Genomic DNA, 19440 nt, shown 5'->3' with positions numbered 1-19440 from the left:
TCTCCGATGATGCCCAACACAAACGCACTCGCCCCGGCTCATGAATACGAAGTCTTTGAAATGAAGGGCGCCTATCTGGAGGATATCGAGGTCGGCCGCCGGCAGGAATGTGGACGTTTTACACTTTCCGAAGCGGAGATCATCGAATTCGCCCGGAAGTTTGACCCTCAGCCCGCGCACATCGATCCTGAATTTGCAAAGGGGACGCCGGCGGGCAGGGTAACGGCCTCTGCAACGCATACCATGGCAGTAGCCGTCGGCATCTTCGCTCGAGCTGCGAAAGAATGCCAGGTGATAGCTGCACTTAAATTTCACGGGATTGAACTGCCGGCGCCCACTGTGCCCGACACGCCTATACGGCTTATGGCGACGTGGACGGAGAAGCGTGAATCAAAATCCAAGCCGGACAGGGGAATTGCTAGCTGGGAGCTTGAGGCTGTGAAGGAAGATGGAACCGTGGTGCTGCGGACGGGGGCGGCCATCCTGATCAGGCGCCGTGAAACAAGCTGAGTACGCCTGAGGGTCGATGGTGTCATCGGCATCGCGCGGGAGGCACAAGCCGGCTCTCTGACTCATCATTTGCAACCAAACATTTGTTGTGTACGATGGGCGCGCGCGCTGTTGCGTCCCTAATAGGAGAGGTGCCATGACCATCGCCCAGCCGCCCAGACAATTTTCCCTTGAAGATCGCTTCATCACAGAGCAGGGGCCGATCTACCTCACTGGCATCCAGGCGCTGGTACGGCTTGCGCTCGATCAGCGCCGCACAGACCAGCGACGTGGTCTAAACACTGCGGGACTTATTTCCGGCTATCCCGGCTCTCCGATCGGCGGCTTCGATATTGAGCTGAACCGGCGTACTAAGCTGCTGGAGGAGCATCATGTGCGCCTTCTCCCCGGACTCAATGAGGACCTTGCCGCAACGGCGCTGTGGGGTTCCCAGATGGTGCAGGCCGTCGATAAGGCTAAGTATGACGGCGTCTATGCGATGTGGTTCGGCAAGGCTCCGGGGGTTGACCGGTCTGCCGATGCGTTGCGGCACGGCAACATACGCGGCACAGCCGAAAAGGGCGGGGTGCTGGTGGTGGCGGGGGACGACCCCCAACCCAACTCCTCCATGTTCCCTTCCGACTCCAACGGCATGTTCGTTGACTTGAAGATGCCGCTCCTGTTTCCGGGAGACGTTCAGGAAATCATCGATCTCGGTCTGCATGGTTATGCGTTGTCGCGCGCGGCAGGATTATGGGTTGGCTTCAAGATTGTGGCAAGCCTCGCTGATAGTGCCGGCACCGCTCTTGTGAGCCCTGACCGCATCGTGCCGATCATCCCGTCCGTGGAATTGGATGGCCGCCCCTACAAGCCTGTCTTGCGTTTGAACGAGGCTGGGGCGCCGATGCGCGACGCGGAACGCGATCTGCATTATGCGCGTCTCGAAATAGCTCGTCGCTACGGCTACGAGAACAAGTTGAACCGCATTGTTTATGATGTACCGGATGCGAAGATTGGCATCGTTGCTGCCGGAAAGACCTATTTCGACTTGCGGCAGGCATTGCGCGATCTGGGATTGGACGAATCGGAACTGAAGCGACTCGGCATTCGGCTGCTGCAGGTTAGGATGCTCTTCCCGCTTGACCAGCGGACGATCGACGAATTCGCCGAGGGGCTGGAAGAGATCATTGTCATCGAGGAAAAGCGGTCGTTTCTGGAGGCCTTCATCAAGGAGGCTCTCTATTCGGGGCCGCATCGCCCGATAGTGGTGGGCAAGTCCGAGGAGGATGGGACGACCTTAGTTCAGGCATTTGGCGATCTTGATGCTGATCTTATCGCCAGAGCGTTGGCAAAGCGGCTACAGCGTCGTTTTGAACTCCCATCCGCAGCCCGCCGCATTGAGTTCCTGGACAAGAACCGCCAGCAGCCTATTCAGCTATCGACGGCCCGCGCACCCTATTTCTGTTCCGGTTGCCCGCACAGCACATCGCTGGTTGCGCCGGACGGTGCGATCGTCGGCGCGGGTATCGGCTGCCATGTCATGGCGCTCTATATGGGCAAGGAGAATTTTGGCAACGTCATCGGCTACACCCAGATGGGTGGTGAAGGCGCGCAGTTCGTCGGCTTATCTCCTTACACGGAACATCAGCACTTTTTCCAGAACCTGGGCGACGGTACCTTTACCCATTCCGGCAGTCTCGCAATCCGCTTTGCCATCTCTTCAGGCGCTAACATCACTTACAAGCTGCTCTACAATCAAGCGATCTCGATGACCGGCGGCCAGTCCATTCAGGGAGGCATGACGGTCGAACAGATCGTTCGCATGCTCGACGCCGAGGGCGTCAGACGGATCGTCATCACTACAGATGACATTAGTCGCTACAAGGGTGTCTCTCTGCCGGCCTCGGCTTCGGTCCGGCCCCGCGGCGAGATTCTCGAGGTAGAAAAGGAGCTGGCGAAGGTTCCGGGCGTCACAGTTCTCATTCACGATCAGCAATGTGCCGCGGAAAAGCGGCGGTTGCGCAAAAGAGGTAAGCTCGCTGCGCCGGAGAAGTCGATTCTCATAAACGAACGTGTCTGCGAGGGCTGTGGTGATTGCGGCCGTAAGTCGAACTGCCTGAGCGTGCAGCCGGTCGAAACGGAATTCGGCCGGAAAACGCAGATCGAGCAGTCTTCCTGCAACAAGGACTTTTCTTGTATCCGTGGCGATTGTCCTTCGTTCTTGACCGTAGAAGGGGCGGTCGCAAAACAGCCGGCGAGCCGACCTGCTATAAGGTTCGACGACAAATTACCCGATCCGGTTCCGCACTCATCCGGAGAAACTTTCGGACTGCGCATGTGCGGCATAGGCGGAACGGGCGTGGTGACTGCCAATCAGATATTATGCACGGCGGCCGTCATTGACGGCTTTAACGTTCGCGGACTCGATCTCACCGGTTTCAGCCAGAAGGCAGGCCCGGTTGTCTCCGAGATGCAATTATTCCGTGATGGCGATGTAGCCCGCTCCAACACCCTGTCGGCTGGAAGCGCCGATCTGTACCTGGTCTTCGATCCACTTGTCGGAGTTGATGCCGCAAATCTTGCAAAGACCAGCCCTGAAGGCACAGTGGCCGTCGTTTCCATGAGCAAGGTGCCGACGGGGCGCATGGTAGCCGACATCAATACGCGCTATCCTGACCAGACTCTGCTTCGACGGCGCATCGAGAAGTCCACCCGTGCCAGCGATAATGTGTATCTCGACGCGCAACGGATAGCAGCGACTCTGATAGGCGATCACATGGCCGGCAACATGATTGTCATCGGCGCTGCTTACCAGACGGGCAGGCTTCCGCTCTCGGAAGAGGCAATAGCCCAAGCAATACGTCTCAACGGGGCAGCAGTCGAAATGAACCTACTGGCGTTCCGCCTTGGTCGGCTGAGCGTTGCCGACCCTGCCCGGCTGAACGCATTGATGGAGGAGCGGAGCGGAAAGCCCGAGGCCACGCTGATCCCGAGTGCAGAGGTTCAGCGGATTGTCGACGCCACCGCCGCGACCGGCGAACTCAAGCGTTTGCTGCAGATCAGGGTTGCTGAGCTGGAAGCTTACCAGAACCTCCGCTATGCGCGCAGCTACGCGGAATTCGTCGGCAAGGTCCTGAGCGTTGAGCAGGACGTTGTTCCAGGCAGCACGCGATTGACCGAGGCGGTGGCTCGATACCTTTATAAGTTCATGGCCTACAAGGATGAATACGAAGTGGCGCGTCTCCTTCTCGCTCAACGTGATAACGGGGAGATTGAGGAGATGTTCGGTAAGGGTGTCCGCTATTACTGGCATCTTCACCCCACATTTCTACGCTCTCTTGGCGTCAAGAACAAAGTAAAGTTCGGATCGTGGCTTGCGCCGCTGCTGCGCATCGTTCGTGGAATGAAGCGTCTGCGGGGAGGACCGTTCGACTTCTTCGGCATTGGCGAAGTTCGCCGGACGGAGCGTGCTTTGATGAAGGAATATCGGGAGGTAATCGAGGCCGCGCTGGGTGTGCTGTCGACCGAAAATCATGCAGCCATAGTAAAGATGGCAGAACTCCCAGACATCGTGCGCGGCTATGAGGATGTCAAGCTGGACGCGGTGAAAACATATTCCGTCAGGCTTTCCGCGGCAAAGGCAGAACTCGGGGTTGCTGCGCCGATGCCTGAAGCAGAAGCGCCGGTAGTCGGCCGGGCCGCTTAAGCTGCGCCACGGAAGGCTCATCGGTGGGAATGTCGTAGCCAAAAAAATCGGCGCTGTTCTGCGATCTCCTCGTCTCTCCAGAGGCGGTCGCCCGCTGTTCGTTGAATGAGGCGACCTATCGCGACATGGGCAGTAAGTTGGAAGGGGCTGCAAATGGAACCGGGTATGACAACGCAAAGGATCGCGGATTTCTCTCTCAAGGGGATGGTAGCCGTCGTTACTGGAGGCGGGCGCGGTATTGGTCTGGCAATTGCGCAAGCCTTGGTCGAACATGATGCCAGGGTTGTTATAGCGGGCCGCGACGAGGAAAGACTGAAGGCGGCGGCTCAGATGTTTCCCAACGCAGGAAAAGTCAGCTACCGTCAGCTTAATGTAAGCCAACCCGATTCCATTGCCGCACTGGACGAATGGATCGCAAGTGAATTCGGCCGCATTGATGTGCTTGTCAATAACGCCGGCATCAGCCCTCCCGCGCCGCGGGCCGAAAATACAGACCTCGCTTTCTGGAACGAGATCATTAGCGTCAACCTGACCGGCGTTTTCCTCTGCTGCATGGCTTTTGGACGGCGCATGCTGGAGCGCGGGTCGGGCAGCATAATCAATATTTCTTCAGTCTCGGGTATCGTCGGAATCGAAAGGGGCGTCGCTTATTGTGCTGCTAAAGGAGGCGTGGAGATCATGACGCGGGCTTTAGCACTTGATTGGGCATCGCGCGGCGTGCGTGTGAACAATCTGGCGCCGGGAACTTTCGAGACCGCCATCACCGAGACCATGCGGAGCAACCCAAAGGTCGATTCATGGTTGCGTGCCAAGATCCCAATGCGCCGCTACGGGGCTCCCTCGGAACTGGGCGGAGCGGCCGTGTTCCTTGCCTCCCCGCTAAGCAGTTATATGACTGGCCAAACGATTGTCGTTGATGGCGGATGGCTTGCTGGCTGACGAGGCGGGGCAGCGCCTGCCGCTTAACGTTTCAAACTTTGCCTCCTGGCCCAGGTCCAGCCAGCTTCATGTTCACCTCTGCGAATTGACGAGCCGGAATATCGGCAACTTGCAGGTCCCATAGAGCGGCTGTCCGCCCATTTTCGTAAGCCTCCAGAGCATTGCGAAGGCTACCATAGGTGCTGACCGTCCTTCCAACTAGTCCGAAGCCCTTAGCTATCGCTGCGAGGTTCGCTCGGCCATGCATGGCGATGGAATCATCCATGTTTTTGAGGCGGAACTTGTGGAATTCGGAAGCATATCCCCCATCGTTGACCGTGCAGATCGCAAGCTGCAGCTTATGGCGGGATACAGTCTCCAGTTCCTGGGCATGCATCAGGAAGCTACCATCCCCCTCGATCAGGAGGACTTTGCCGTCGCCGCGTGCGGCAGCCACGCCCATTGCGGCTGGGAAGGCAGAACCGATCGCCCCGAACTCGTTTATGATATGTATTCGCTTGGGGTGCCTGCCACTTAAATAGGTGAGTGCGAAATAGAAGAAATGCGAGCCACCGCAGACGATATCCCAATCTTTAGGCACGACCTCATCAAGCTCACGCATGACGATGCGCGGATCAAGAAGGCCAGGGGGAATTTCAAAGGAGCGGTTGTCAGGTTCTGTGTCTTGAACTGCCTTAGCCGAGTTCAAGGCCCAATCAAGCGGCTTACATAAACGTTCGTCCTTAAGTTCTTCAAGGAGGGCTTCAGCCGTCAGCTTCGCATCTGCCCTAAGATGAACGTCGCCTGTCCGAAGGCCTTCCCAAAGGCCCTCCGGAGCCAGATTGATTAGCACGACGCGTGCGCGTGGAAACAAGGTACCACCGTCCGTCGTGAAGTAGCCAAGCCGCGCTCCAAAGGCGAGGACGAGGTCGGCGTCCGCATAAAGTTCCCGGGCCGCTTGTGAGGCAAAGCCCCCCGCTATTCCGATTTCCAGCGCGTCGCTATCAAAAAGGCCTTTTGCCATCAGGGACGTTGCGAGGAAAGCCCCCGATAGTTCTGCAAGCCGTGAAAGCGCTGAGGCTGCGTCGCTTTCCACAGCGCCACGGCCGGCGATAATGATGGGTTGGCGCGCCGACCGGAGCAACTTGGCTACTTCTGCGAGTGTGGCTGGTCCGGGAGGCAACGGCTCGAGCTTCAGGGTCAGGGCAGTCGAAGGTGTGTAGATGTCAGGACCCTGATACGGCTCCTGCTGGAAATCCTCCGGCACGCTCAGTACCACGGGCCGGGATTGGGTTCGTGCTATGTAGAACGCTTCCCGGATGTCGTGAGGCAGCCGCGCCATGGTGTCGGCAGTGATGAAATGTGCCCCAGTTGCAGCCGTGAGCATGCTCTGGTTGATGCGGTGTATATGAAAGTTGGGCGTAATCGGCGCTTCACCAGCAAACACGACCATGGGAACCGATGCGCGGGATGCAGCTGTCAGGGCCGTCATGATCTGCGTGAAGCCTGCTCCACAAGTCACCGAAGCAAAGCCGGCACCGCCTGTCGCCCGGGCGTAACCTTCCGCCATCGCGACGGCGCAATGCTCGTGGCGCGCGTGATAAGTTTTAACCTTACCGCCTTTATCAAGGGCGTAGGCGAGAAACATGTTGCCGTTGCCAATGAGGGTAAAGTGAGCATCGATGCCCTCCCGTTCGACCGCGCGGGCTATGGCCTCATACACTGCTACCATGCGTGGTTTCCCATTTTTCCAGCGTCTCTCGCTGTGCCTTATCCCTCTTCAAATTACGCTTAACTTTCGATTGTTTCTCTTGCAAGCAAACGATTGTTAGACTAATTTCAGCGAAGTTCAGCTTTGCTAACGCATTCTGTAATGGGGAGGGAGTCCGTGACGTTTCTCGGTAAAATTTTGGGTAAGTCGTTTATCGCGCTGACGGCGGCTTCTCTTGTTGCCTTCTCCTATCCGGCATATGCCCAGATGGAGCGGCTGGATGTCGTGGTTGCCAGCGTGGATGGCGAGGACATGGATCCGATGCTCTTCCGCTCCGCAGGGCAGACGACCTACTATCCGCTGGTGTTCGATGCCCTTATCACGAAAGACCCGCAGACCGGGGAGCTGGCGCCTGGCCTGGCCGAGTCCTGGTCTTTGGACGCTGATGGCAAGTCATGGGTGTTCAAGTTGCGCCAAGGGGTGAAGTTTCACGACGGCAGCGACTTCACGGCTGAGGACGCAAAGTTCACGATAGATCGCTACATCGGCAAGCACGGTCCGTCAGCCGCCACCTCGTCGGAGCGGATCGCGAGCATGATCTCGTCGGTCGATATCGTCGACGATTATACCATCGTCATCCGCAGCGAAACCGGTGCGCCGACAATTCCGTTTGATCTTGCTGCTTATGAGCCCGGCACTGCCGCCGGTTATGTGGTGCCGCGCGATTATATCGCGAAAGTGGGTGCGGAAGAGTTCAACAGGAAGCCGATCGGCACTGGGCCTTTCCGCTTCGTTCGTCAGGATCTCGGGCGCAATATGGAGTTTGAGGCAAACCCTGATTACTGGAACGGCGCGCCGTCCTATGAGCGCCTTTCATTGCGCATCGTGCCAGAGCTCGCCGCCCGTATGGCTCAGCTAAGGTCCGGTGAGGCTGACATCGTCTCTGGTATCGTTGGTCCCGCGATTCCCCAGGTACAGGCAGACCCTTCGTTGAAAGTCGTGCCTGCCGAGAAGGGGCACATTGTTTATATGATCATTGGCGGCATGATGAGCGACACCCCGTTTGCTAAGCCCGAGGTCAGGCAGGCTCTCAGCATGGCCATCGATCGTCAGGCTATCGTCCAGCATCTGCTGTTCGGACAGGGTGATGCAGCTCACGTCTTTGGCTTCCCGTTTGCCTTTGGTTGGCCGGCCGATGCGGGCAAGTACGTGGTTGAGTACGACCCGGAAGGCGCGAAGACTCTCTTAGCGGAGGCCGGCTATCCCGACGGATTTGACATCACACTGTTTGCGGCGACGGAGGGGCGCGATTTTGCGCAAGCAATAGCTCAGTATCTTGAGGCCGTCGGGGTCAGGGTGAAGATGGACGTGCGCGAGATTTCGCAAACCTTGGCGGAGGCGCGGAATGAAGCAGGTAAGCAGCAGCCGCGGCTCGTGCTCATCTACGGTGCGACCGGTTCTGGCGCTCGGGCAGACACGGGCGGTTTGCTGCATACATATTTTGTATTGGGGCAGCCATTTAACCAGCCACATGGCGATGAAGAGCTCTCTCAGTGGGTGATTGATCAGACTGGTACGCCTGATCCGGACAAGCGGAAGGAACTGATTGAGAACATCCTCCGTCGAGCCGCCGAAATCAATGCAATCATGCCGCTCTACTATGCCGACTCTTTGTTCGCCGTTGGTGAATCCGTAGCCAGTTGGCAGCCGATTCCGGGCGTTGGTTACCCGAGCAATCTGGCTGCTGTCGAAATTGCCCAGTGAGTAAGTGCCTATCATGATCAAGGATTGTGAGCTGCCGCTCCCCCAGTTGCTCGCCCGGCGCGTACAGACTGACCCCGATAAGGCCTTCGTCTCGTTTGAGGGGCAGGGCCTGACATACCGCGATGCCGAAAGGGCGTCACGGTCGGTGGCGGCCTTTCTTCGCGGTGCTGGCGTTAGCAAGCATGACCGTGTCGGCATCATGCTCGATAATGGTCCTAACTTTATTGCGACCTGGTTCGGCATTAATCGTAACGGTGCAATTGAGGTCCCGCTCAATACCGCGCTAAGGGGCGATCATCTCCAATACATTATCCAGAATTGCGGGATGTGTGTTCTCGTTATGGAGCAGAAATATCTGCCTTTGCTGGCAGGTATCGAGCTTCCCGAGGCCCTACGCATGCTCGTTGTTGTCGAGGAGAGCGGGGGTGCGGAGCTCGTTTCTTCCTACCGGGATATTCAGGTGGTTCCCTTTCGTAACGTTGTTACGACTGACGGGAAGGGCTATGAGGATGCAGAGCTCACGATAGCAGATCCCGCAGCGATCATCTACACTTCGGGAACCACCGGGCCCTCCAAAGGTGTCGTTTGCCCTTATGGCCACCTGCTTGGTCTTGCCATCGATACGATAGAGCTTCTTGCGATGGGGCCGGATGACATTCTTTATGATGCTCATCCGCTTTACCACGCTCATTCGCAGGGTCAGGCGGTTGCAGCCGCGATGGTTGCAAACATCCCCGTTCATATGCGCCGGTCCTTCAGTGCGTCAGGCTTTATCAAGGACGTCGTGCAATACGGAATCACCACGGCTTTCCTTATTGGTGCGGCAGGTCTCGTGCTGAAGCAGCCACCATCTCCGAATGATCGATCGCACAATCTGCGGGTAATTTGCGCCGTGCCAATTCCCAAAGGCCTCAAGCGTCCGCTGGAGGAGCGGTTCGGTGTTCCGGTCGTAGATTTGTACGGCATGAGCGAGATGGGGGTCATCTCCTCCAATCCTATTCAGGCAAGTGTGGAGGGCTCTTGCGGTGTGCCCTCGCCAAGGCGGGAAGTGATGATCGCGGATGAGCTGGATCGGCCGGTTCCGGCAGGCGCTCCCGGTGAAATCCTTGTCCGCCCCAAGGTGCCGTGGGCAACCTTTATCCATTACTGGGGAATGCCAGAGGCAACATCCGAGGCTTTCCGGAATCTATGGTTCCATACTGGCGATAGGGCATTTCTCGACGAGAACGGCTACATCCATTTCATCGGCAGGATCAAGGACAGCGTCCGGCGCCGCGGCGAGAACGTGTCCTGCTTCGAAGTCGAGCAGGTCATCAATACGCATGATCATGTTCTGGAATCGGCTGTGCTGCCCTATCCCTCGCCAGTTGGAGAGGACGATCTGTGGGTGGTGGTGGTTCCGCGCCAGGGCGCTCCGATAGATGCCGCCGAACTCATCGCCTTCTGCGAGCAACGGCTACCGAGATATGCCGTGCCGCGGTACGTTCAGTTTATCGATGAATTTCCGAAAACGCCGACGGAAAGGATCGAGAAGTATAAGCTTGTGAAGGCAGGCCTCAGCCCCGACGCCTATGACAGGGAAACGGTGGCTGAGCGGCAGCGCGCATGAAACGGTACATTGCTTTCCGGGTCCTGCAATCGGCGGTAAGCCTCGTAGTCGTCGCGGTCGTGGTGTTTTTCCTCAGCCGCATATCGGGCGATCCGATTGACACGATGTTGCCAGTCGAAGCGACAGCGGCAGAGCGTGAAATCCTTCGGCAGCAATTAGGCCTGGATCGCAACATCCTGTCACAGCTTGGAACCTTCCTGGCAAACCTTGCACAAGGGGACCTTGGACGCTCTTTCCGCTACAACCAGCCAGTCGCCGACCTTTTGCTCGAACGTGCCCCGAACAGCCTGCTGCTGGCATTCGTCGCCATTTTTATCGCGCTGGTCGTAGGCTTGCCGGTAGGGATCATGGCGGCACGATGGCCCGGTAGCATCATCGACAGGATTGGACGTACATTGGCTGTTTCAGGCCAGAGTATTCCGACCTTTGTGGTCGGGGTTATCCTCGTGCTGGTGTTTTCGGTTCAGTTCCGAATTTTCCCTTCCGGAGGAACAGGCAGCTTCTCCCATTTGGTTCTGCCCGCAATCACGCTCGGGTGGTTCTCGACGGCGGCGATTACGCGCATGGCTCGCTCGAGCATGCTGGAAGCCTTGAATTCCAACTACATAACCGTGGCACGAGCCAAGGGGTTACCCGAGTGGACCATCGTCATGCGTTATGCTTTTCCCAATGCGTTAACGACGATCATGAGCTTGACGGCATTACAGTTCGTGCTCCTCGCAAGCGGAGCAGTAATTACTGAAGCCATTTTCGACTGGCCGGGGATCGGACTTCTGATGGTGCAGGGCGCTTTTGCGCGCGACTATGCCCTCGTTCAGGGTGTAGTCATCGTTGCCGCGTTCACCGCAATACTCGTGAACCTGCTTACCGACATACTTTACGCCGTAGTCGATCCCCGCATCGTACTGACCAGGCGTTCGTGATGGCAGCGGCCGATCAGATTCGGCAAGGCGCCGAAAGCAGCCCCACCACCGAACGCAGAAAGTTGCGCGGCCGGAATTTTCCTGTTCTTGCCTTTATTTTCCTCGTCTCAGTTGTGCTGGTAGGAGTGGCTGGGCCGCTTATTCTTCCGCTGGATGCCTTTTCGGGAACGTTGATGACGGCGCTCAAGCGGCCGGTATGGATGGAGGGGGGGAGCTGGTCTTATCCGCTTGGCACCGATCAACTCGGCCGTGACATACTTTCACGATTGATCGTGGGCGCCCGCATCACAGTCATCATCGCGATAGCGGGAGTGTTTGTCTCCGCCATAGTGGGCACGTCGATCGGCCTTCTGGCTGGTTACCTCGGGGGATTAATTGATACAATTCTGATGCGCATAACCGACGCAATGCTGGCGATTCCCATGTTGGTCCTTGGACTGGCGCTCGCCGCGGCGACCGGAGCCGGAGTGGTCAACGTTATCTTCGTGACGACCGCGGTAACCTGGGCCTTCTTCGCAAGGCTTGTTCGGGGCGAGGTGCTGCACATTCGTGAGTTGGATTACATCAAGGCGGCAGAGATAGCTGGCTTCCCGCAACGGCGCATTCTGTTGAGGCATATCCTGCCCAATGTGTTCACACCTTTGCTGGTTATGGCTTCCCTGCAGATCGGCAACACGATTATTCTCGCATCATCGTTGAGTTTCCTTGGGCTCGGTGTGCCCGAGCCGCTCCCAGAATGGGGACTGATGCTGGCCAACTCGCGTGATTACATAACATTCGCACCTCACCTCGTGGTGATGCCAGCTATTGCTCTGGGTTTGATGGTGTTGTCCTGCAACGTCATTGGGGATTGGCTCCGCGATCGCTTCGATCCGGAACTGGATCATCTGCGGTAACTGTTTTCTGATGTACCTGAGAAGGGGAAAAAATCGATGTACTGCCTAGGCCGCGATCTAACCGGCATCTCAAGCATACTATCCGAGTTTGCGATCAGCGACTACGATGAGAGCCATATCGGGCGCCGCTCCGAGCCTTTCATGACTAAGGTGGATCAAAGCGCGGTCGAGAAGGTCGCATATGCATCGGGATGCGCGGTGCCATGGCATACGAGCGCCGAGCAGCTCTCAAACGGGAACGTGGTGCAGCCGATCGCCGCAATCCCCTTTTACTGGTACCTTGTGAACAATACGCCGACCTATCGTGCCTATGAGACGACATACGTCATGGGCGACGTCATGAAGCAAAATGATGCTCATCTGCATACGGGCGACGATTACCGCTACTACGAGCCGATTACGGTCGGCGATACAATCACCGTGGTTTGCGAGCTCTCGAAAGTGTACGAGAAACAGGGCCGCCAGGGCCGCATGAAGTTCATTGAGGATATCTGGGAGTTCCGCAACCAGCGCAACGTTCTCGTTGGCGATCTCGTGCGCAAGGCGGTTACGATCTATGCCGAGGGCACGTCGCCCCAGCCCAAGCCTGACTTCGGCCCCGATCTCGCGGAGAAAACAAGGTGCGAGGTCAAGACGCTCCCCAGGCGTGCATGGGATCATCCAGACAGCGTTGTCGACCTCTTCGACGGGAAAGAACATGCCTACCGCCAGGAACTCGGCCCAATTACCTGGACTTCGATGATTCAGTGGATGGGTGCGGTCGATGACTATGCGAAAACGCATTATGATTGGGATTACGCCCGGGAGCGCGGTTTTCCAGGCGGGGTTCCCATCACTGCCGGTCCACAAATGGGAGCTGCGATGCTGGCACCGCTTGTAGCATGGGCCGGCCGGAATGGGTGGATCGAGGAGTTCCGCCACATCCAGCGCCGTCAGGTGAACCCGGGCGATGTATTGACCACCTATGGCTTCTCGAAGCCTACGGAAGACCCTGACCGGGTGGTCGTCGAGGCTTGGCTGGTCGATGACCAGAACCGCATCCGCAACACAGGCGTATTCACGGTCCGGCGCTGGACAGATGCTCCGGTGGGTCCGGCATCACGCCTCTGGACGGCAAGGAGCAAGTGAGGAGAGATGCTGAGCACCACGCAGCAACATCTGCTCAGCACTGGCTGTGGCTCCATAACTCGCTTAGCGCGACGTGTTTGCCAGGAGAAGGCAGTTGACGACTGAGTCAATGTCGAGGCCACTAATAGAAGTCGACCGCCTTTACACCGAGATTTCGGCTGGCGGTCGCACTTTCGATGTGCTGCGTGGCGTATCCTTTCATCTCAATGTTGGCGAGCGCCTTGGGATTGTGGGTGAGAGCGGGTCGGGCAAGAGCATGACAGCCCTTTCCATCATGCGGCTTCTGCCCCGGGCTGCCAGCATCCGCAGCGGGCGCATTCTGTTCAATGGGCAAGACATCTCCTCGATTTCAGCTCAGGATCTCGCGCCCATCAGAGGGTCGGCAATCGGCATGGTGTTCCAGGATCCCATGACGTCGCTCAATCCGCTTCTCAAGATAGAGCGGCAATTGACCGATGGCATGGAGTATCATCGGGGGCTAACGCATGCGGATGCGCGCCGGCGTGCACTTGAACTTCTCGAACGGGTCAAAGTCCCGCGCGCAGCGCAGGTGCTAGCCAGTTATCCACATCAGCTAAGCGGCGGTATGCGCCAGCGCGTGGCGATCGCAATGGCTCTGTCCTGCCGCCCAAAGCTGCTCATCGCCGACGAGCCGACAACTGCGCTCGACGTGACCGTCCAGGCAGAAGTCATCGCACTGCTACAGGAACTTACGGCGCAGGAGGAAACCTCCGTCATATTCATCTCGCACAGTCTCGATCTCGTTGCCGAGTACTGTGACCGGGTGTGCGTCATGTATGCCGGGAGGATCGTGGAGAGCGCTTCAACGGGGCAACTCGTGCAGACCCCGCGTCATCCCTACACCAATGACCTGATCGATGCAGTTCCAGACATCGACGCAGAGCAGATCACACGCTTCCGCGCGATAGGCGGACAGCCGCCGCAACCCGGCGCGCTTCCAAACGGTTGCCCCTACCATCCGCGTTGTGCGCGAGCGGAAGGCATTTGCAGGGAGCGGGAGCCATTAATGGAGGACAGTGGCAGGGCAGTGGCTTGCTGGTTCAGCAATCATTCATCGAAAGAAGCAGGAAACAATGTCGGCTGAAGACCCGCAGGTTATTCTTCGCATTGCCAATGTCGGCAAGATCTTTTCTGCTGGTATGGGCCTGTTTGCAGGATCCATGAAGTCAGTTGTCGCTCTGTCCAACATATCGCTCGACGTGAGAAGCGGTACCACCCTAGCGATTGTTGGCGAATCCGGCTCCGGCAAAACGACGTTGGGTCGGTGCATCGTAGGGCTCTATGAGCCGACCGAGGGTGACATATTTTACTGTGGCAAGCGGCTCTCGAAAGCCTCCTTCCGGGACTTTGAAATACGGCGCGCGATCCAGATGGTGTTTCAGGATCCGGCAGCTTCGCTGAATCCGAGGCAGCGGGTGGGGTCGATCATCGCTGAGCCCTTGCTTGTCCACAAGATCGTGGACCCGAGCAGCGTCAAAATGCGGGTGGAGGAATTGCTGGACTCGGTGGGACTGGGTGCTAAGGCTGCCTCCAAGTTCCCCCACGAGTTCAGTGGCGGGCAGAAACAGCGTATAGCAATAGCACGTGCGCTGTCGCTGGAGCCTAAGGTGCTGGTTTGCGACGAGGCGGTTTCGGCGCTGGATGTTTCCGTGCAGGCACAGATTGTAAACCTGCTGAAAGACATTCAGAAGGAGCGTGGATTGACTTACCTGTTTATCAGCCACGACATGGCTGTCGTCCGCCATATTGCCGATGAAGTGGCAGTTATGCGCGGCGGCGAACTTGTTGAGAAGGGAAGTACGGACGAGCTATTCCGGTCTCCAAAGACGGCCTATACACGTGCTCTTCTGGCTGCCGTGCCGAGGGGAATTTCGATGCATCGGCAGGCGGCGTAAGCGCCTGCCAGCAGACAGGACTATAGGGACTTTACCGGGAGCTTCAGCCGCCGAGCTCGTTTGCGATGCCTCTGCTGTGGTGTGCCGCGGCCGGGATGACTGCTGCGGTTGACAGGAAGCTCGTTGTTAATGCGTCTTACCAGCAGTCTTGCCGGATGCTTCAGGCAGGGCAGTTGTCTCGTTAGCACAAGGCTGCAAAGACCGGACTATCTGCCTGGCGACCTCGTCTATGCTCAGCTTCGTCCCTGGGCGATACCAGACTTGCGTCCAATTGAGCGCGCCGAGAAGGTGAAGACGCAGGACATCTCGGTTAATCCGGTCGGGAAGATCACATTCGGCAATAATCTGCGCAAATTTCTTCTCATACTCGTCGCGCTGCCGTACCAGCTCTTCCCGGTATGGCGCCAGGGTTACCGGCAGGGTAGGCACCACGAGCATGAGCATCTCCCGTTCCTCGACAAGTGCCCGGCAATGCGCGATTGCAGCTGCCTCAAGTTTGTCCCACGGGTCGCTGAGTTCCTTTATTGCTTCATCAACGTTCTTCGAAAGGACTTTCATCCCCTCGGTGTGTACTTCGAGGAAGAGTTGTTCCTTAGACTCGAAATAGTAATAAAGGGATCCGGCGAGCACGCCTGTACGTCCGGCCACTTCCCGCATCGACGTGGCATCGAACCCCTTCATTGCGAAGAGGCGGGCGGCCTCGAGGATAATATGCTTCTTACGGTCAACCGCGTTCCAGCGCTTGGGAGGTGCGGCTGTCTTCCGTCGTGTTTCCCTTTTTGCGCGCGGCCTGTCCATAACAACACCTTCCTTCTCGCAGCTTCGCAAGCTTGACCGCTGAAAGTCAGTCCGCGCTGTCCATAAAGAACCGCGAAGTGAGCTGCCACTTGACTGTTAACTACCGTTAGTTAAACAACTAGGACGGAAAATCAAGCGCGCATATACTGGCGAAGCCCAAGAAGGTGTTCCATGAACAAGATCAACCCGTTCAAGGTTGAACGGCTTAGCGGGCAAGTCGCGGTGGTAACCGGGGGAGGCGGAGGGCTCGGCAACGCGATCGCCCGGCGGCTGATGTCCGAGGGCGCGACAGTCGCAGTGGTCGATCTTCGGAAATCTTCCGCCACAGCCGAATTCTCCTGCTTTGTAGGCGACATGACTATAAAGGCTGATGTGCAGCGCGTTTTCAGTCAGATTATCGATGAATTTCACCGTGTGAACATCCTGATTAATAATGTGGGAGGCGGCGGAAGCCCTGCAACATCGCTGCTTGAGCTTGAAGAGACGCATTGGTCCGGTTCGATAGCTAACAATCTTACCAGCTCTTTTCTGTGCACACAGGAATTCGCCCGCAACTGCTTAAAGAACGGTTGGGCGGGTAATGTTGTCAACATTGCATCAATCAGCGGCAAGCTTGGCACTCCGCTGCTTGGCCCTTATGCGGTTTCTAAGGCCGGTGTAATCCGGCTGACGGAGGTATTTGCCCGTGAGCTTGCCCACCACGGGATCAGGGTTAACTCCGTCTGCCCCAGTGTCATTGATACGCCGCTTTCAGCCAAAATGCTGGAACGGTATCCGGAAACGTTTGTGCGCGCTTATGACCTCGAAGTTGGTCCGGAGAAGGACGCTCGCAAAGCGCTTGAGGAAAAGGTGCCCCTTGGCCGTCTTGGAACGCCGCATGATGTCGCCGCGTTGGTGGCCTTTCTCGTTTCTGGGGAGGCAGCCTATATTACGGGACAGGCATTCAATCTGAACGGCGGTCTGATCACGCACTGAATGGTGACAGGCCGATATTCCGCCACGTTCCGGAAATGGATGTATTAGGACACACGGCCAATTAGCTTACTCTCATTTCGCCGCTAAACCGGAGACCAAGAGCCTCCGGTGCATTTTCCAGGCCACCGCTAATGTGATCTTTTCACTTCAGCGCGCCGGAAAGTATCATCTTTGCAACTCCTGTACGGCTTCACCCCCGCGGTTGTAGTGTTCCATCAGGACAATCCGCGCAGGGTGAAGTGCTGCATGAGTATACGTTGGAAATTACGCAGCCCCTGCGGCATCTTCTGGTGAATTACAGTTGGTGATCATTCCGAATATGTGATCCGCGCGCCTCGCACATATCTGCAATCACCGCTTTCCGTATTCCACCACCTCCATTCTCAAAATGCGCGCCGATTCCACCAGTACAAAGCTTGCGAAGTTAATTTGGGGACCTTGCCGGATCTATAGTGAATGGTCGCATCGAGACCGGGATCCTACGACAGCCAACGGCATCTCTCCGGTTTTCCGGTAACATGATGTAACGTCGCACGGCTTGTCCAGGCGCTTACATCCTCTTTTCCAACCGAACGTAGGGCCGCGGCTCGGGTCCATCATAAAGCGTGAGCGGGCGGATAAGTATGTTGGAGCGGAGTTGTTCCAAGCATTGCGCCACCCAGCCGGGTAGACGGCCGATGGCGAATATAGGTACGTAGAGATCGCGGGGGATGCCGTGAAGCTGATAGATCACGCCGGAGTAAAAGTCGACATTCACATTCAACCCATGGCGCGCATACGGCTTCATCCCTTCTACAACTGCCTGAAGGATCTCAAACCAGCGGGGCTGGCCCATCTCTCGCGATAGCTTCTCCACGCCCTGACGCATGTGCTTTGCCCGCGGGTCCTCGGTGCGGTAGACCCGGTGTCCGAAACCGGTAACGGGTTTTCTTGCCGCGCGCAGTGCCTTCACATAAGCAAGCGCATTCTCAGGTTTCCCGATCTCCTCGACCATCCGCATGACGTCTTCCGCCGCTCCGCCATGGGCTGGACCCGCTAGCGTCGCCAGCGCCGTCGTGATCGCCCCATAGAGGTCGGCATCAGTGCTGACAGTGACACGCGATGCAAAGGAAGATGCATTTGACCCATGCTCGGCATGCAGGATGAAATCCACATCGGTTAACCGCGCCGCTTCCTCCGATGGTTTCTGGCCCTTCAGCATCCACAACCAGTTAGCTGCGTGGGATGCTTCCGGATCGGGCGCTACGGGCGGGCGCCCGTTCCGGATTGCCTCATGGGCGGCGACGATCATGGGTATCTGGCTTATCAGCCGGATGCCGTTGGCGATGAATGCATCCTCGCTGACATTGCGGCCTTGCGGCTCCAACGCGGCAAGAGCCGATACAGCGGTACGCAGCACATCCATCGGATGTCCGCGGGCAATGGTGGCGATGATGTTATAAATTGCCTCCGGAAGCTCCCGCGCCTCCTTCAGTGCAACATCGAATCGGGAAAGTTCCGCTGCCGTAGGCAACTCTCCATATATCAGTAGATAGGCAGTTTCTTCGAAACTGGACTGCTCAGCAAGGTCGTGGATTGAATAACCGCGATATCTCAACTCGCCTTTGGAGCCGTCGATAAAGGAAACTCCTGAACGCTCGAAATAGATACCTTTGAGTCCACGATGAATCTTGACGCCTTCGCTCATTTCGTTGAACTCCTTGCAGCTGATGAGGGAGGAATATGGGCTGCATCGAAAAAGCCTTTGCAATGGCACGTCAGCGTCGCGGCAGAATCGTCATGCCCGAGATGGAGGATGAACGTATAGCCCAAGCGGCAGAGCGGCTGCGTGAACAAGCGCTGGCCGAGCCTCTCGACCTGACGGCGGCGCGGCCGGCGGAGGAATATCTGGAGGTTCTCGAGCGTGCGCGCCCTGGGCTAAAACCGACGCTTGCCCTCAAGCTTCTGGAAAAGCCTCTTTTCAAGGCAGCGGCGATGGTGGCGGCAGGCGATGCTGACGCGCTGATCGCCGGCGCACTAGCGCCGACCCGGCGCGTGATCGAGGCAGCGGCAATGACGGTGGGCATGGCCGAAGGTATAGCGACGCCGTCGAGCTTCTTCCTTTTGCGCATGCCCAATGGCCGCGAGCTGATCCTGGCTGATTGCGCGGTCAATGTGGCCCCTTCCGTGGACGAGCTTTGCGACATTGCACGAGCCACCATGCATTCTGCCGTGGCTCTGTTCGGTACCGCGCGAATCGCTCTACTTTCCTTCTCTACCGGGAGTTCCGGGGCAGGCGCCTCGGTCGATCTGGTCCGAAACGCGCAGACGCGCTTGGCGGCAGAGGGCGTACCAGCGCTGGGGCCGATCCAGGCTGACGCCGCACTCAATCCGGAAACTGCGGCTCGCAAAGGGCTTGGCGAGGTTAAAGCCGCCAACGTCCTCCTCTTTCCTTCTCTCGATGCCGGCAACATTGCTTATAAGCTCCTGCAGGAGTTGGGAGGAGCGCAGGCCGTCGGGCCTTTCCTGCAGGGCTTCGCAAGGCCAGTCTGCGATCTATCGCGAGGCGCGAGTACGGACGATATCGTTGCCGCTGCCGCCTTGACCATGGCGATGGCCTGAACCGGC

At 57.6% G+C, this 19440-nt stretch carries 15 protein-coding genes; 12 read left to right on the top strand and 3 right to left on the bottom strand.

Going from position 1 to position 19440, the window contains the following annotated elements:
- Window positions 1-6 precede the first annotated feature (6 nt).
- The 3 genes from HUS57_RS11615 to HUS57_RS11605 all read left to right on the top strand — a co-directional run bounded on the left by HUS57_RS11615 (window position 7) and on the right by HUS57_RS11605 (window position 5134).
- Window positions 7-510 (top strand): MaoC/PaaZ C-terminal domain-containing protein, encoded by a 504-nt coding sequence (locus HUS57_RS11615; protein ID WP_173933911.1) that lies wholly within the window; start codon window positions 7-9, stop codon window positions 508-510.
- A gap of 136 nt (window positions 511-646) precedes the next feature.
- Complete coding sequence (locus tag HUS57_RS11610; RefSeq protein ID WP_173933909.1) at window positions 647-4195, top strand: indolepyruvate ferredoxin oxidoreductase family protein; 3549 nt, start codon at window positions 647-649, stop codon at window positions 4193-4195.
- Window positions 4196-4360: 165 nt separating this feature from the next.
- A complete protein-coding gene (locus HUS57_RS11605; protein ID WP_173933907.1) occupies window positions 4361-5134 on the top strand; it encodes a glucose 1-dehydrogenase in 774 nt (257 codons plus the stop codon).
- 31 nt (window positions 5135-5165) lie between these two features.
- Here HUS57_RS11605 and HUS57_RS11600 read toward each other — a convergent pair whose 3' ends face one another.
- On the bottom strand, window positions 5166-6845 hold the full coding sequence (locus HUS57_RS11600; RefSeq protein ID WP_173933905.1) for a thiamine pyrophosphate-binding protein: 1680 nt from the start codon (window positions 6843-6845) through the stop codon (window positions 5166-5168).
- 156 nt (window positions 6846-7001) lie between these two features.
- On the opposite strand from HUS57_RS11600, the gene HUS57_RS11595 reads away from it, so the two are divergent.
- From HUS57_RS11595 to HUS57_RS11565, 7 genes are all read left to right on the top strand, one after another.
- Window positions 7002-8588 (top strand): ABC transporter substrate-binding protein, encoded by a 1587-nt coding sequence (locus HUS57_RS11595; protein ID WP_173933903.1) that lies wholly within the window; start codon window positions 7002-7004, stop codon window positions 8586-8588.
- 13 nt (window positions 8589-8601) lie between these two features.
- On the top strand, window positions 8602-10197 hold the full coding sequence (locus HUS57_RS11590) for an AMP-binding protein (RefSeq protein WP_173933902.1): 1596 nt from the start codon (window positions 8602-8604) through the stop codon (window positions 10195-10197).
- Window positions 10194-11120, top strand: a complete 927-nt coding sequence (locus HUS57_RS11585; RefSeq protein WP_173933900.1) for an ABC transporter permease — start codon at window positions 10194-10196, stop codon at window positions 11118-11120. The genes HUS57_RS11590 and HUS57_RS11585 overlap by 4 nt, the downstream gene beginning before the upstream one ends.
- The gene (locus tag HUS57_RS11580; RefSeq protein ID WP_173933898.1) at window positions 11120-12016 is read left to right on the top strand and encodes an ABC transporter permease; all 897 of its coding nucleotides are present in this window, start codon (window positions 11120-11122) and stop codon (window positions 12014-12016) included. The genes HUS57_RS11585 and HUS57_RS11580 overlap by 1 nt, the downstream gene beginning before the upstream one ends.
- 36 nt (window positions 12017-12052) lie before the next feature.
- Window positions 12053-13144, top strand: a complete 1092-nt coding sequence (locus tag HUS57_RS11575) for a MaoC family dehydratase N-terminal domain-containing protein (protein ID WP_173933896.1) — start codon at window positions 12053-12055, stop codon at window positions 13142-13144.
- 94 nt (window positions 13145-13238) lie between these two features.
- Window positions 13239-14249, top strand: coding sequence for an ABC transporter ATP-binding protein (locus HUS57_RS11570; protein WP_173933894.1), 1011 nt, complete (start codon window positions 13239-13241; stop codon window positions 14247-14249).
- The gene (locus tag HUS57_RS11565) at window positions 14239-15060 is read left to right on the top strand and encodes an ATP-binding cassette domain-containing protein (RefSeq protein WP_173933892.1); all 822 of its coding nucleotides are present in this window, start codon (window positions 14239-14241) and stop codon (window positions 15058-15060) included. The genes HUS57_RS11570 and HUS57_RS11565 overlap by 11 nt, the downstream gene beginning before the upstream one ends.
- Before the next feature lie 126 nt (window positions 15061-15186).
- Here HUS57_RS11565 and HUS57_RS11560 read toward each other — a convergent pair whose 3' ends face one another.
- Window positions 15187-15858: a TetR/AcrR family transcriptional regulator gene (locus HUS57_RS11560; protein WP_173933890.1), complete on the bottom strand. Its 672-nt coding sequence runs from the start codon at window positions 15856-15858 to the stop codon at window positions 15187-15189.
- Between the two features lie 171 nt (window positions 15859-16029).
- Here HUS57_RS11560 and HUS57_RS11555 point away from each other — a divergent pair, with 171 nt between their 5' ends.
- A complete protein-coding gene (locus HUS57_RS11555; protein WP_173933888.1) occupies window positions 16030-16833 on the top strand; it encodes an SDR family NAD(P)-dependent oxidoreductase in 804 nt (267 codons plus the stop codon).
- 550 nt (window positions 16834-17383) lie between these two features.
- Here the strand turns inward: HUS57_RS11555 and HUS57_RS11550 are convergent.
- Window positions 17384-18520, bottom strand: coding sequence for a citrate/2-methylcitrate synthase (locus HUS57_RS11550; RefSeq protein ID WP_173933886.1), 1137 nt, complete (start codon window positions 18518-18520; stop codon window positions 17384-17386).
- Window positions 18521-18555: 35 nt separating this feature from the next.
- On the opposite strand from HUS57_RS11550, the gene HUS57_RS11545 reads away from it, so the two are divergent.
- On the top strand, window positions 18556-19434 hold the full coding sequence (locus HUS57_RS11545) for a phosphate acyltransferase (protein ID WP_173933884.1): 879 nt from the start codon (window positions 18556-18558) through the stop codon (window positions 19432-19434).
- Window positions 19435-19440 lie beyond the last annotated feature (6 nt).

Origin of the sequence: Chelativorans sp. Marseille-P2723 (assembly GCF_902809845.1) — a bacterium.
Taxonomy (GTDB): Bacteria; Pseudomonadota; Alphaproteobacteria; order Rhizobiales; family Rhizobiaceae; genus Chelativorans.
This window is presented reverse-complemented; position numbering and strand designations above follow the sequence as displayed.

What these genes read in the sequence shown, in the direction of transcription:
- HUS57_RS11555 (WP_173933888.1), top strand. Translation starts at nt 16,030, where the DNA reads ATGAACAAGATCAACCCGTTCAAGGTTGAACGGCTTAGCGGGCAAGTC.
- HUS57_RS11565 (WP_173933892.1), top strand. Translation starts at nt 14,239, where the DNA reads ATGTCGGCTGAAGACCCGCAGGTTATTCTTCGCATTGCCAATGTCGGC.
- HUS57_RS11615 (WP_173933911.1), top strand. Translation starts at nt 7, where the DNA reads ATGATGCCCAACACAAACGCACTCGCCCCGGCTCATGAATACGAAGTC.
- HUS57_RS11590 (WP_173933902.1), top strand. Translation starts at nt 8,602, where the DNA reads ATGATCAAGGATTGTGAGCTGCCGCTCCCCCAGTTGCTCGCCCGGCGC.
- HUS57_RS11610 (WP_173933909.1), top strand. Translation starts at nt 647, where the DNA reads ATGACCATCGCCCAGCCGCCCAGACAATTTTCCCTTGAAGATCGCTTC.
- HUS57_RS11575 (WP_173933896.1), top strand. Translation starts at nt 12,053, where the DNA reads ATGTACTGCCTAGGCCGCGATCTAACCGGCATCTCAAGCATACTATCC.
- HUS57_RS11605 (WP_173933907.1), top strand. Translation starts at nt 4,361, where the DNA reads ATGACAACGCAAAGGATCGCGGATTTCTCTCTCAAGGGGATGGTAGCC.
- HUS57_RS11585 (WP_173933900.1), top strand. Translation starts at nt 10,194, where the DNA reads ATGAAACGGTACATTGCTTTCCGGGTCCTGCAATCGGCGGTAAGCCTC.
- HUS57_RS11550 (WP_173933886.1), bottom strand. Translation starts at nt 18,520, where the DNA reads ATGAGCGAAGGCGTCAAGATTCATCGTGGACTCAAAGGTATCTATTTC.
- HUS57_RS11600 (WP_173933905.1), bottom strand. Translation starts at nt 6,845, where the DNA reads ATGGTAGCAGTGTATGAGGCCATAGCCCGCGCGGTCGAACGGGAGGGC.
- HUS57_RS11545 (WP_173933884.1), top strand. Translation starts at nt 18,556, where the DNA reads ATGGGCTGCATCGAAAAAGCCTTTGCAATGGCACGTCAGCGTCGCGGC.
- HUS57_RS11560 (WP_173933890.1), bottom strand. Translation starts at nt 15,858, where the DNA reads ATGGACAGGCCGCGCGCAAAAAGGGAAACACGACGGAAGACAGCCGCA.
- HUS57_RS11580 (WP_173933898.1), top strand. Translation starts at nt 11,120, where the DNA reads ATGGCAGCGGCCGATCAGATTCGGCAAGGCGCCGAAAGCAGCCCCACC.